This is a genomic window from Paenibacillus soyae, from assembly GCF_024623455.1.
Lineage (GTDB): Bacteria > Bacillota > Bacilli > Paenibacillales > Paenibacillaceae > Pristimantibacillus > Pristimantibacillus soyae.
Map to the genome: position 1 here is coordinate 301,971 of NZ_JANIPJ010000004.1, position 12,988 is coordinate 314,958.

Genomic DNA, 12,988 nt, shown 5'->3' on the forward strand with positions numbered 1-12,988 from the left:
ACCGACCAATTCATCCGCAAGGAGCAGGAGGAACCACTAGATATGAACGAGCAATTCGAACAACTATTTCAATCGGCAAAGGCTCAGCAGCTGCTGGAGCAAATGTACGGCGGCGAAGAACGGGAGCTGCAGATTGACAGGTACCGGAAATGTATGGAAGGCTTCGGCGCCCAATACGGGCAGTCCGAGTCGCTGAGCTACTTTAGCGCCCCGGGCCGGACGGAGATCGGCGGCAATCATACGGATCACAACCATGGGAAGGTGCTCGCGGCGAGCATTCAATTGGACACGATCGCGGCTGCGGCGGCAGTGGACACGGGTGTCATCACCGTCGTTTCCGAAGGGTATCCTGGAGTGACCGTCATCCGTTTGGATGCACTTGAGCCCCAGGCCGGCGAAGGCGGGACGGCCGCTTTGATCCGCGGCATCGCGAACGGCTTCCAGCAGCACGGCTACCAAATCGGCGGATTCAACGCTTATGTCAGCAGCAACGTGCTGCCTGCTTCCGGACTCAGCTCCTCCGCTTCCTTCGAAATTTTGATCTGCCAAATTCTGAGCACGTTCTATAACAACGGAGAGCTGGATGCGGTCATGATGTCGCGCATCGGCAAGCACGCCGAGAACCTGTACTGGAACAAGCCCTCCGGGATGCTGGACCAGATGGCCTGCTCGTACGGCGGCATGATCACCATCGACTTCAAGGAGCCGACGGAGCCGAAGATCGAGCGAGTGCCCGGAACCTTCGAAGCGGCGGGCTACAGCCTGGTCATCGTCGGCACAGGCGGCAATCACGCGGACCTGACGGAGGATTACGCTTCGATCCCGAACGAGATGCGGGCGGTGGCGCAAGCATTCGGCGTGGAGGTATGCCGCGATTTGACTGCCGAGATGGTGTACGGCCGTCTTGCGGAGCTGCGCGAGAAGGCCGGAGACCGCGCGGTGCTGAGGACGCTGCATTTCCTCGATGAGAACGAACGCGTCGGGCAGCAGGTAGAGGCCATCCAAGCCGGCGAGTGGCAGAAGATGCTGAAGCTCATTACCGACTCCGGCAATTCCTCTTGGAAATGGCTGCAGAACATCCATCAGGAATCGGTGTCCCGAGAGCAAGGCATAGCGCTTACGCTTGCCATTACCGAACGTTTCATCGATCGGCTCGGCGACGGCGCTTGCCGAGTGCACGGCGGCGGCTTCGCCGGCGTCATCCTCGCCGTCCTGCCTCATGAGGCGGTCGCGGAATACCGGGAATTGATCGGCCGCACGACCGGCACGGAGCTGTTTACGATTCGCGTGCGCGAGATCGGCTCGGTCTGCTTGAATACGCTTCTGTAGGACATCGCGCGTCGGCTTCGTCGACGAGCCGCTTGAGAAGGCTCCCCTTATGGCAACAGGCGATTTCGCCTGCCTGCCATAAGGGGAGCCTTTCTTTTAAGAACGGATGCTGCCGCGCGTACCTTAACGCAATTAACGCAAGGTCAAGGTTTTTCGGCTTTAGCGAAACGGTACCGCAAGGATGACATTCAGTACATGATTGACTGCGAGACGCTTCGTAATATATCCGCAGCTTTCGAATAACGCAATGAGCTCAGAGACTGGCATATACGCCTCATCCCCTTCATGGATCGCGCTACTATCCCCGTCCATCATTAAATCCGCGATGCAGATGCGGCCTTTCGGTCTCAATACTCTGCGCATCTCTTGAATGGCCATTCGCGTCTGATCGCGCGTCAGATGATGCAGGGCAAAACTCGAAACAACGAAATCGAATTGGCAGTCCAGGTAAGGCAACGCCAAGAAATTCCCAAGCTTGGATTCCATATTCGGAAACTTATTCCGGAGCACACGCAGCATTTCCTTGGATTGGTCGACTCCCGCCATCACCGCGCCCTCATCGGTCAGGCGGCCTGCCAGATTGCCCGTTCCCGCCCCAATATCCAAGCCTCGTTCTCCGCGTAACGGCGACACCCACTTTACGATGAGGCGCAACGCCTCGTCGTAATCTTTATACTTTCTATCCTCCTCTTGAACCCGTTGATCATGAACGCCGGCAAGACGATCATACCCCCACTTGTCCTCCCATGCCCGCTGCTCCCTCAATCTTCTCGAGCCTTCCGCCAGTGTATAAATATCGTCGAGAGGAAGCTCGCGTTCATTACGGAGCGCTTCGATCATTTGGTCCGTTGTTTGAATGATCTGCTTCATCTCGACCCACTTGGAGGACATGACGGCCCGCTGGAGCTCCAGCAAATGACGCAGCTGGCTGTTCCCATTGGCTTCGATATCCGTCAGCGCGTTCCGAATGTCGCTAACGGACATGCCAGCTTCCCTCAGCGCAATAATCGTCTGCAAGCGCCAAATGTCCTCTTCGTCAAACACCCGATACTGATTGTCGTCTTGTTTAGACGGCGCAATGAGGCCTTTGGCTTCGTAGAAGCGAATGGCCCGCTGCGATATTTTTAATTTATCCGCGACTTCTTTGATTTTCATAAGTAACCCCTTTTTCAGGCTTGACCCTCACCTAACGTCACCGTTTAGTATAAACCCGAGAAAAGGAGGCTGTCACGATGAAGAAACTAATAAAAGGCGCGACTGTCCTGACGCTGGGAGCCGAAGCTCCGTTTGTCGGAGACATCCTAATCGACGGATCCCGCATAGCGGACATTCAGCCTGCCATCAACGCCGAGGCCGACATGGTGATTCACGGCGAAGGCATGGCGGCCATGCCCGGTCTGATCAACGCCCACCAGCACACGCCGATGAGCTTGCTGCGCGGGTTCTCCGACGATCTGAAGCTCATGGATTGGCTGGACAAAAAGATGCTTCCTGCCGAAGCCCGAATGACGCCGGAGGACATGTATTGGGGCGCTAAGCTGGCGATGGCCGAAATGATCAAATCCGGGACGACGGCTTTCGCGGACATGTACATCCACATGAACGAAATCGCGATCGCGGTCGAAGAAGTTGGAATGCGCGCTTCTTTGACAAGAGGGCTGGTCTTCCTCGAAGATGACGGAGGCCGGCGAATGTTGGAGGCGATGGATTTAATCCGCCGGTGGAGCGGCAAAGCCGAGGGCAGAATCACGACCATGCTGGGGCCGCATTCCCCTTACACCGTCCCCCCGCAGCCCTTCCGAGAGGTTATCGCGCTGGCCGAGCAGGAGAATATTCCATTGCATACGCATCTGGCCGAGACGAAAGAGGAAGTGAGGATGATTCGGGAAAAGCATAACCAAACGCCAACCGAATATTTGTATCAGCTCGGATTGTTCGAGAAGGCGCATGTGCTCTTGGCGCACGGCGTGCATCTGAACAGGCGCGACATCGGGTATTTAAAGGGTATGCGCGGCGGCGTGTCCCATAATCCCGTGAGCAACCTGAAGCTTGGCTGCGGCATCGCCCCCATAACGGACATGACCGAACAAGGGATTACCGTAGGGCTAGGGACGGACGGGGCGGGCAGCGCCGCCACGCTGGATATGTTCGAGGAAATCCGGGCCGCCGCTTGGCTGCAAAAGCTGGATTACGGCGACCCCACCAAGCTTCCCGCCAAGGAAGCTCTGCGCATGGCGACGGCAGGCAGCGCGGAGCTGCTCCATATCGGACATGATACGGGCACATTGGAGATTGGGAAAAAGGCGGACATCATTCTAATCGATCTGAGAAAGCCCCATTTGCAGCCGCATCACGATCTTTATTCGCTGCTTTCCTACTGCGCCAACGGCGCGGATGTGGACACGACTATCGTGAATGGAAACGTGTTGATGCAAGGCCGCCGGCTGCTCACGATCGACGAAGACGAGCTGTTCAAGCAAGTGTCAATCCGCGCCAAGCGTATCGTCGACGGCGTTTGAGCTTCGGCCGCGCACTCTGGAGCATCGCCTCATCATGAAGCCGCCTATCGACAAGAAGAGCAGCCTTTCGGCTGCCCTCCGCTCCTTGTATCGTTACTCCCCATACACCCGGACCTCCACCAGCTCCGCGCATGGCGCGCCGTTCGTCTCTTCGACGACGATCCGAATGGCGTCGGCGGCGACCGGCGACTGAAGCCTCAGGCGGTTCGTCCGGCGGCGATTGTCATCCGCCTGCGCTACCACCTGCCAAGCTCCGCCGATACGCGCTTCCACGCGATAGCGCTTGGCTAGCTCGGGTATCACCTCGAACGGCGTGCGATGATGATGCAGGTTGATAAGATCCTCGTTCACGTCGTCGTTCCAGGTTAAGATGATCTCCGAAGCAGGAACGGGGCTCTCCCAGCGGAGCTCCAGCCATTGCTCTCCGTCCGCTCCGCCCGCAAGCGGCTCTGATACCCACATATTAGGGCCGCCGAACGGACGTCTGTAGCCGCCTGCCGCTTTCCCGGGCGCATAGGCCTCCGTGACGGACAATACGCGGAAGCAGAATGGACGGCGCACGAGCTTCTTCATGCTCCAATCGACGATCGGCTGCGACGCGTCGTGGTCCTCCAGTTCCGCGACGGCATGCGCGGCCGCGCCTCGCTCGAACGAGAGCACGCCCGTGAACGGCGTGTCGGATTGGCGGAGCGAGACTTGCTCGTTGCGGCGCACCACGATGAAAGCGTTCCGCGCTCCCGCGGGTTCCCACCCGAGGGGCGCCTTCACCCATTGGCCCTCGCCCGCGGGAACCTCCACCTCCACGCCCGCTACCAGCGAATGCGGCACATAGTTTTCCGGAAGTCCCGTATCCCACAGCTCCACCGTCAGCTTGGTTGCCGCGGCTGCATCCACCAGCAGCTCCAGCCCGTCGAACGAAGGATCGACCGGGAAGAGAATGCCCGCGTCATGCAAGAGCGGATACGCGCAGGCGCTCTCCTCCACCGCGATTCGGCCGCGAACGGACGAGGCCGTCACCGAAGCCGCGCGCAGCGACAGATCGCCCGCATCCTCGTTCGCAAGCCCGATAATCGACGCGTCCTGCTTCAGCAACGTCTGCTGCAGAAGAACCCGCTCCCGTTCGTACAGCCCGCGCGGCGACAAGCCGATCTCCGCGCACAGCGCGGCCGCCGTGCCCGCCGCTTCGCCCATGACGGCGCAGGTCGCCATGACACGCGTCGTCCCGAAGGCGACATGGGTCGCGCTGACGTCGCGTCCCGCGAAGAGCAAATTCGCGACGTTAGCCGAATAGAGCGAACGATAAGGAATATGGTAGATGCCGTCGGCGTACATATGCTTCGAGCCGCTCTCCGTCGCGTACATCCCTTGCGGCGGATGCAGATCGATCGACCAGCCGCCGAACGCCACGCGATCCTCGAATGGGCTTTGGCCGATAATGTCGTTCTGATTCAACACGTAGTCCCCGACGAATCGGCGGTATTCCCGTTTGCCCGGAATCGATCCGACCCATTCCAGCGTCATATTATCCGCTTCGAACCGGCCGGAATTTTTGATGTAATCCCATATCCCGTAGATGACGGACGACAGCTCGTCGCGGATGCGTTCGTTGTCATGCACCGTATCGAGCTCGCCGCCCCATTCGATCCACCAATAGTGGCAGCCGGAATCGCCGCTTCGAATGACCCGTTTCAACGGGATCGGCGTCTTCGTAATGTCCTTGGCGAAGCTGGGCGGCACGAACTTGACAGGACGTCCGGCGTCCTTCGTATAGAATAGCAGCGTGCTGCCGAGCGTAATGTCGTCCGCGGCTTCCGGCGCCCAGGCCTCGCCGAATTCATGGGCGGCTTCGCGCCCCAGCCTGAACCTCGCCCCCGCCAAAAATCCGATCAAGCCGTCGCCGGTGCAATCCAGGAAATAGGAGCTTTCGAAGCGGATCCGCCGCTCGGAGCCCATCATCCAGCCTGTCGCGGAGCGGATCGTCCGATTATCCTCGCCGCCGTCCGCCTCCACCTCGTGCACGTCGGTGTTCAGGAACAGCCGAATATTCGGCTCCGCCTTCACCGTCTCCAGCACGACCAGATCCCACAGGTACGGGTTGCCGTCCGGATTGCGGAATTGGTTCTCGACGAACATCTCGCCCATAATGCCCGTCTCCCGAGCATAGCGGTTCGTGCCGTGCGCGGTCGCTCCGCACACCCATACGCGCACCTCGCTGCTGGAGTTGCCGCCAAGCACCGGACGATTGGTCACGAGCGCGACCTTCCTGCCGAGCCTCGCCGCGGCCACCGCCGCGCAGACGCCCGCAAGTCCTCCTCCGATTACCGTTATATCCGATTGCACCATTTCGTTACGCATCTTCTTCACCCTACCCTTTGACCGCAGAATTGGTTAAGCCTTGTATAATGTAACGCTGCCCGATCGCGAAGACGGCGATCATCGGCATAATGCCGGCGGAAGCGGCCGCCATCATCCCGTTATAGTCGACGGTGTTTTCCAATATGAAATTTTGCAAGCCGAGCGGTACGGTGTACAGCTCCTCGTCAATTAGGAATACGAGCGCGTTCTCGTAATCATTCCATTGCCATGAGAAGTCGATAATGGCGAGCGTCGCGAGCGCCGGCTTCGCCAGCGGCAGGATGAGCCGAAAAAAGATGCGGAAGTGGCCCGCGCCGTCGATGAACGCCGATTCGGTTATTTCGTTCGGGATGGACAAAAAGAACTGGCGGAGCATGAATACGCCGAAAATCGTGAACAGCCCCGGCAGGATAAGCGCTAAGTGCGTGTTGTATATGCCCGCCCATTCGAACATGAGAAACTTCGGTACGAACAGCACCTGCGGCGGAATCATCATCATCGACAGGTAGAGCATGAACAACGCGTTCCGTCCCTTGAATTCGATCCGTGCGAAGCCATAAGCGGCGAATGCCGACAAGAACGTCGCGCCGGCCATGCCGATGACCGCTATTTTGAGAGAATTCCAGTAATACGTTCCGAAGCTCTTCGGGCCTGTCCAGACTTTCACGTGATGCTCCCAGGTCGGATTGGCCGGAATCCAGCGGATCGGATATTCGAACACTTGGGCCGGCGTCTTGAGGGACGTGCTGATCATCCACAGGAACGGAATGATCATCACAATCGCGAGCAGCAGCATGATTAGCGTAACGAGAAGCTTCTTCGGCGCCTCGGAGGTCAGCCTTTTTCTAAGTTCCATCTTCTAGTCCTCCTCTCCCTCTTAGTAGTGAACCCAACGCTTCTGGCCGACCCATTGCGCCAGCGTGATGAGCAAGATGAGTATGAACAATGCCCATGAAATTGTCGACGCGTAGCCCATGTCATAATAACGGAAGGCATTCTGGTAAACGTAGAGCGATAGAATCGTCGTGCTGTTGCCCGGCCCTCCCTGCGTGACCGCCTGGATGATGCCGAACGTCTTGATCGTCATAATCAGGCCGGTAATGAGCAGCAGGAACGTCGTGGGGCTGACGAGCGGCCAAATGATTTTGCGCAAAATCTGGCCCGGCCTCGCCCCGTCCATCTTGGCGGCTTCGAGCAGTTCCGGCGAAACCTCCTGCAGCGCGGCTAGATAAATGATCATGTTGTAGCCAAGCATGAACCAGATCCAGATAATGTCGATCGCGACCATCGACGACGTCGTGGTCGACAGCCAGCCCGGCGGGTCGTCGATGCCGATGCTTCGCAAGAGGCCGTTGATCGGACCTTGCGTCGGATGGAACAGCAGCATCCAGACGAACGCGACGGCAACGCCGCTCGTGATGTAAGGCATGAAATAGAGTCCGCGCAGCAGCTTCTTCAAATAGATTTTTTGGTTCAGCACGACCGCCGCGAGAAAACCGAGCACGATCGATACCGGAACCGCGAGCAGGAAATAAAACGTGTTCTTCAGCGACAGATAGAACATCTCGTCCTTCAGCAGCCGGATGATGTTGTCCAGCCCGACGAATTCGACGTTCGGGCTCATGAATTTGTAATTCGTGAACATAAGACCGAACGAATACGCGGCCGGGATCAAAAAAAATAGCAGTACGCCAAGCATACTGGGGCCGATAAAGAGATAGCCGAGCAGCCTTTGTCTTCGCATCCAGTTGTTCGTCATGTGTCTGTTCCCCGTTTCTTCATGGAATTACACCTAGTGTAGCAACGGCCCGGCGAATCGGTAATGAACAGAACCATCTTCTTTATCCCACGATTTTACGCAAAAAAACCGCCCTATAAGGGCGGTCTCGCGATTCGCATGCACAATATTGTTCTATTCGGAGTGCGGCGGGCATTCGCCCTATTTCGTTTGCTTCAGGTACTCGTTATGCCTGGCGACCATAGCGGCAAGCGTCTCGTCTACGGATTGCGCCCCGAGGAAATATTTCTCGTACTCTTGTGATCGCAGGTCCACGACCTCTTGATCCAGGCTTCTGACGAAAGTCGGCGTCCTATTATCGAACAAGACGTACATCATCGATTCCTTGTCGTACGTGTCGGCTTTGTCGCCGAGCAGGCTGTTCAGCGCCGCGTCCTGATCGGCATCCTTGGATGCGGGAAGCCTGCCGCCCGCGGCCATCGGAGCCATGCCGCCGTCCGCGTACCATTTCAGGAATTCCCATGCCGCCGCTTGATTTTTGGACTTCGCGTTGATGGAGATATAATCTCCGATCCCGCCGCGAGCGACATATTCGTCCGCGTTGTCGGTCAGTCTTGGCACCGGAGCGAAGGCGATCTTGAAATCGCGAGGGAAATCCGTGAAATTGTTCGAGCTGCGCAGCAGCCATGCTCCGATATTGAGCATCGGCACTTTGCCGCTCAGAAACTCCTGCTCCACCGGCATTTTAGACGTCAGTTGCTCGCCGAGCGGCGGCGTGCTTTTGTCCTCCTCCATCATCGCGTTCAGCGTCTCCAGCCACTTCTTCACAAGCGGATGATCCAGATTCGACGTGCCGTCCGCTTTCGTGTAGCCGTCCTTCGTAAGCACGGAGTCAATCGGATCGACGAACGGCTCCAGGTTCTGAATAAAGCCGTAGCCGCCGCCCGCCTTCAGCTGCTTCGCGTATTCGCGCAGCTCGTCCCAGGTCCAATCCTTCGGAACGGGAAGTCCGGCCGCGTCGAGGGCGTCTTTGTTGAGAGCTACGAAATACGCGCTTTTGGTTGTTGGCAAACCGTAGTATTTGCCGTTGATTTGCCAGCCCTTGGCGTCCGGGCCCATCTTCTCGTCGATGTTATAATCGCCGAACGTGCCAAGATCCAGAGCGAGTCCCGCTTCCACCCGCTTGGTTGCCTGCGAGCTTGTGTAATTGACGAACAAGTCGACGTCCTGCCCGGTCATCATGGCGGTGTCGAGCTTCAAGTTGCCTTCGTCATCGTTCACGTAGCGCACGTATTCGACCTGGATGTCGGGATGCTCCTTGTTCCATGCGTCCACAACGGCCTGCGGACCGGCTTCAGGCGGAACGCCTCCCCACATCGTCAGCTTGACCGGATCTCCCGATGCCGCCGGCGCGCCTGCCGAAGGGGACGCCTCCGATCCCGCGTTGCTTCCATCGCCGTTACTGCCGTTATTGCCGCCCCCCGAACATCCCGCCAAAACGCCCATGACGAGAATGAGCGATGCCATGCCTGTGAACCAGCCTTTTTTTCTCACTAGCGACGACCTCCTTGAATGACTTGTGTTGTGACGCAAATCAAGGATAGCAAGACGGACGCGGCGGTTATAAGTAACAAATTCACGTTTCGAATGGAACGGAACTTCGTATTTTGCAACCGCAATGACACGATTTGTTGCGGCGAAAACGTTCTATCTCGTCTGCCTGTATTGGCTCGGCGTCGTCCCTGTCATGCGCTTGAATATTTTGATGAAGTAGTTATCGTTCATGAAGCCGACGTTATGTCCGATCTGGTTCACGGGCAAGTCGGTCGAACGCAAATAATCGATTGCCTTCTCGATGCGGACCCGGTGCAAATAATGGATCAGCGTCTCGCCCGTCTTCTTCTTGAACAGCGCGCTGACATAGTTCTCCCCCATCATGACGTGGCGGGCGAGCGAAGCCAGCGTGATCTCCTCGGCGTAATGCCGCTCGATATAGTGGATAATTTTTTTCACTTCGGGATGCGTAATCCGGTCGATGGCGGAGCCGGAATCGGGAAGCTTGGGCTGCTGCCGCAAAGCCGCTTCAGAGGCTGTCGAATAAGCTGCAGCCGGCTTCACCGCGGTCAGCTCCGCGCTAATCTTCCCGAGCGTCTCGCGCAGATCCTTGACGCTCATCGACAGCTTCAGAATGTAATTGGACGCGCCGAACTCCATGGCTTGCCGCATCGATTCAAAGTCGCCGATGCAGGTGAGCATGACGAACTTGGAACCGATGCCGGCGCGCCTCGTCTCCTTAAGCAGCTGGAGTCCGTCCATCTTGGGCATCACAATGTCGCATAACACCAGATCCGGCGGCTCCCGTTTAATGATCTCCAGCGCTTCCTCTCCATTGCTCGCCTCCCCGCATAACGAAAACCCCATTTCCTCCCAGCGGATAATTTCCTTCACCGATTCCCGAACGAACGTCTCGTCTTCGACCAACAGCACTTTCCACATAAGCTTATCCCTCTCCTCCGTCATCGGCTAGCGCGGACAGCTCCCGTCCTGAATACGGCTCGGACAACAGAAACGGCAATTTTATCCAAAACCTCGTTCCTTGCCCCGACGATTCCATCTCCAGTGCCGCATTGTCCTTGAACAGCAGCCGCAGCCTCTCTCTTACGTTCTGCAGCCCGATGCCCGGACGCTTCCGCCCCGCCTCCTGATGCTGTCTCGATTTCTCCATGCCGATGCCGTTGTCTTCGACTTCCAGCACAAGCTGCGCGGGCTCCGTATCCGATAATCCCATCCGGATATAGATTCGCCCGCCTTCCCCGAGATGGGAAATGCCGTGACGGATGGCGTTGTCGACAAGCGGCTGCAGGCTGAGCTTCGGAACAAGCGCAAATTGTATCTCTTCCTCGTAGCTGAACTCCACTTCGAAGCTGTTGCTGTACCGGACCTGCTGAATATAGATAAACGCCTTGGTAAGCTCGATTTCATCCCTTAGATGAATCAGATCGACGTCGGAGTTAAGACTCGTCTCCAGCAGCTTGCCCAGCGACAAACAGATTTCCACGATTTCCTCGTTTCTGCTGCGCAGGCCGATCCATTTCATGGTGTTGAGCGTGTTCAGCAGAAAATGCGGGTCCACCTGAGCGAGCAGCATCTGGAAATGAACCGCGTCGCGCTGCCTTTCCTCGGCCTTAAGGCGCTGGATCAGCCCGTTCATGTCGACCATCATTTCGTTGAAGGTTCGCGTGAGCTCGAGCACCTCGCCTTTATAATTTTTTTCCGGCAATCGGATTCGCAGATCCTTGCGCACCGCTTCCTTCATCTTCGCTTGCATATGGGACAGCGGTCTCGTGAACGCGTAGGCGATCATAAACGCGACGACGATGAACATGGCCGTAATACCGTAGAACGTGACAAAATATTGCTGCTTTAAGCTTTCGATCTCTTGAAACAAGACGCGAAGCGGAATTTGGTTCACCATATACCAATCCAGAGAAGGCAGATAGCTGTAGTTGACGAGGGTGTCGTTCGTATTGTCCCTCCAATAGCCGTTGGAGGGCTCCAGCGTCACCTGCCGAATCGCGTTCCCCGCCAGCCGGGCGGTCATATCGGAGCTGGCGATGACTTCGCCTTTTCTCGAGACGATGTAATAGGCTTGCTCGGTTGCGGACTTCTGCAGCATGGACTGGAACCAGAACGAGAAGTCGATGCTGACTCTCGCCCGGCCGTATTGCCGATTCCGATTGTCCTTCAGCCCCGCATAGAGGGAGAGAAGCGTCGGACTTTTGGAAATATCCCGCGACACGTAGTTTTCGTCATCCGGTACCCAGAAGTAAGAAGCGCCGCTCTCGCGCATCTTGGCGAAGGAAGGAGTAGCCGCAATAATGTCGTAATCGAGCGTATGCCTTGGCTGATAGGAGGTGTACACATGCCCCGCGTCGTCTAGCAGCGTGTAGTACACGGACGGATTGTACAGGAAGAAGCTGTTGTTGAGATTTTTAAACTTGTTCTCCATCAGCTCTTTGTTGTCGAGAACGGACCGCTTGTCCGGATTCTGCAGGATATCCTTGACGTCCGAATCCTGCTCCAGGAAAATAAGCGTCTTGAAGGCGATGCTCAGCTGATCCTCGAGCGAACGATGGAGATTGTCGAGCTGCTCGTGGCTCTGCTCGCTGATCTTATTCTGTACGAGCGTCTCGATTCTGCCATAGTTGTAAATGTTCAGCGCGCTGAACGGCAGCAGGATGACGAGGACGAACACGACGAACAGCCGGTATTTAAGCTTATGGGGAACGAGGTAATGAAGCCGGCTCCGCATGACAAAAATCCCCCTTGCATGAATGGTGAATTCATTATATCACCAATTGCGAAGGGGGATGGGCATCCTGCCGAAATGCGTAATATTGTAGGATTTCAAGGTGAGTCTTGCATGAAAATGTTCTATCGGCACGCCGCTCAAAAAGAAAATAACGGCTGAACGTACCTGATGCCTTGGCCCGTCAATTCCTCCGGATTTTCTTTGCAGTCTCTTTGCATGTAATCGTACGACAGCCATTCATAATGCTCCAGCCGGAGCAGCTCCGCGATTTGATGAACCGGATTTCGTTCGATGATATCCTCATAGTCCGTCACGTAAAAAATTTTCGTAATGTCGAGAGGCGTAACGGATTTGATCTTATAGGGATTGCGATTGATGAGCTCGACCATCTTATGCCGATCGTATTCTTCTTGATCGATGCTTAGCTCTTCCTCCCATTCGCACGTGTAATGAAAGGTCCGTTTCCTCCCTTCATAGACACTGAGCTGCCAACCATGGTCCTCGGCGTGCAGTAGATGCAGCAGGACGCCTTTGTTTTGTCCGATCAATCGCTTATTCGGACGGAATGGACGGCCGCTTGGAAGGATCGTCACCCAATGCTGGCCCGCGGGGTAAACGTAGCCGCGCAGCCAAGCCTTCTTCAATAGCTTCACGCCGTCATTCTGGTTGCTCGAGTACAGATAATAGCATTCGGTAAATTCACTCATGTCCTGTGGTCTCTCCTTCGGTCGAACA

10 protein-coding genes are annotated in these 12,988 nt (G+C 56.6%); 2 read left to right on the forward strand and 8 right to left on the reverse strand.

Annotated features, from left to right (window positions below):
• Positions 1–42 precede the first annotated feature (42 nt).
• Positions 43–1,329 carry a galactokinase gene (locus NQZ67_RS08250; protein ID WP_257444485.1) on the forward strand — a complete coding sequence of 429 codons (1,287 nt, stop codon included), beginning with the start codon at positions 43–45 and terminating at the stop codon, positions 1,327–1,329.
• A gap of 159 nt (positions 1,330–1,488) precedes the next feature.
• On the opposite strand, the gene NQZ67_RS08255 is transcribed toward NQZ67_RS08250, so the two are convergent.
• Positions 1,489–2,484, reverse strand: coding sequence for a MerR family transcriptional regulator (locus NQZ67_RS08255; protein WP_257444487.1), 996 nt, complete (start codon positions 2,482–2,484; stop codon positions 1,489–1,491).
• Positions 2,485–2,561: 77 nt separating this feature from the next.
• Between NQZ67_RS08255 and NQZ67_RS08260 the strand changes: the two genes are divergently transcribed.
• The gene (locus NQZ67_RS08260; RefSeq protein WP_257444488.1) at positions 2,562–3,848 is read left to right on the forward strand and encodes an amidohydrolase; all 1,287 of its coding nucleotides are present in this window, start codon (positions 2,562–2,564) and stop codon (positions 3,846–3,848) included.
• Between the two features lie 93 nt (positions 3,849–3,941).
• Here NQZ67_RS08260 and NQZ67_RS08265 read toward each other — a convergent pair whose 3' ends face one another.
• From NQZ67_RS08265 to NQZ67_RS08295, 7 genes are all read right to left on the reverse strand, one after another.
• Positions 3,942–6,203 carry an FAD-dependent oxidoreductase gene (locus NQZ67_RS08265; protein ID WP_257444490.1) on the reverse strand — a complete coding sequence of 754 codons (2,262 nt, stop codon included), beginning with the start codon at positions 6,201–6,203 and terminating at the stop codon, positions 3,942–3,944.
• A gap of 10 nt (positions 6,204–6,213) precedes the next feature.
• Complete coding sequence (locus NQZ67_RS08270; RefSeq protein WP_257444491.1) at positions 6,214–7,059, reverse strand: carbohydrate ABC transporter permease; 846 nt, start codon at positions 7,057–7,059, stop codon at positions 6,214–6,216.
• Between the two features lie 21 nt (positions 7,060–7,080).
• The gene (locus tag NQZ67_RS08275) at positions 7,081–7,962 is read right to left on the reverse strand and encodes a carbohydrate ABC transporter permease (RefSeq protein WP_257444493.1); all 882 of its coding nucleotides are present in this window, start codon (positions 7,960–7,962) and stop codon (positions 7,081–7,083) included.
• A 180-nt stretch (positions 7,963–8,142) separates the two neighbouring features.
• Positions 8,143–9,495, reverse strand: coding sequence for an ABC transporter substrate-binding protein (locus NQZ67_RS08280; protein ID WP_371825278.1), 1,353 nt, complete (start codon positions 9,493–9,495; stop codon positions 8,143–8,145).
• A gap of 153 nt (positions 9,496–9,648) precedes the next feature.
• Positions 9,649–10,437: a response regulator gene (locus NQZ67_RS08285; RefSeq protein WP_257444494.1), complete on the reverse strand. Its 789-nt coding sequence runs from the start codon at positions 10,435–10,437 to the stop codon at positions 9,649–9,651.
• A gap of 4 nt (positions 10,438–10,441) precedes the next feature.
• Positions 10,442–12,253, reverse strand: a complete 1,812-nt coding sequence (locus NQZ67_RS08290) for a sensor histidine kinase (RefSeq protein ID WP_257444495.1) — start codon at positions 12,251–12,253, stop codon at positions 10,442–10,444.
• A gap of 137 nt (positions 12,254–12,390) precedes the next feature.
• Positions 12,391–12,960 carry a hypothetical protein gene (locus tag NQZ67_RS08295; protein WP_257444497.1) on the reverse strand — a complete coding sequence of 190 codons (570 nt, stop codon included), beginning with the start codon at positions 12,958–12,960 and terminating at the stop codon, positions 12,391–12,393.
• Positions 12,961–12,988 lie beyond the last annotated feature (28 nt).

Coding starts and splice junctions, on each gene's coding strand:
- NQZ67_RS08275 (WP_257444493.1), bottom strand. CDS start 7,962: ATGACGAACAACTGGATGCGAAGACAAAGGCTGCTCGGCTATCTCTTT.
- NQZ67_RS08290 (WP_257444495.1), bottom strand. CDS start 12,253: ATGCGGAGCCGGCTTCATTACCTCGTTCCCCATAAGCTTAAATACCGG.
- NQZ67_RS08285 (WP_257444494.1), bottom strand. CDS start 10,437: ATGTGGAAAGTGCTGTTGGTCGAAGACGAGACGTTCGTTCGGGAATCG.
- NQZ67_RS08250 (WP_257444485.1), top strand. CDS start 43: ATGAACGAGCAATTCGAACAACTATTTCAATCGGCAAAGGCTCAGCAG.
- NQZ67_RS08265 (WP_257444490.1), bottom strand. CDS start 6,203: ATGCGTAACGAAATGGTGCAATCGGATATAACGGTAATCGGAGGAGGA.
- NQZ67_RS08295 (WP_257444497.1), bottom strand. CDS start 12,960: ATGAGTGAATTTACCGAATGCTATTATCTGTACTCGAGCAACCAGAAT.
- NQZ67_RS08260 (WP_257444488.1), top strand. CDS start 2,562: ATGAAGAAACTAATAAAAGGCGCGACTGTCCTGACGCTGGGAGCCGAA.
- NQZ67_RS08255 (WP_257444487.1), bottom strand. CDS start 2,484: ATGAAAATCAAAGAAGTCGCGGATAAATTAAAAATATCGCAGCGGGCC.
- NQZ67_RS08270 (WP_257444491.1), bottom strand. CDS start 7,059: ATGGAACTTAGAAAAAGGCTGACCTCCGAGGCGCCGAAGAAGCTTCTC.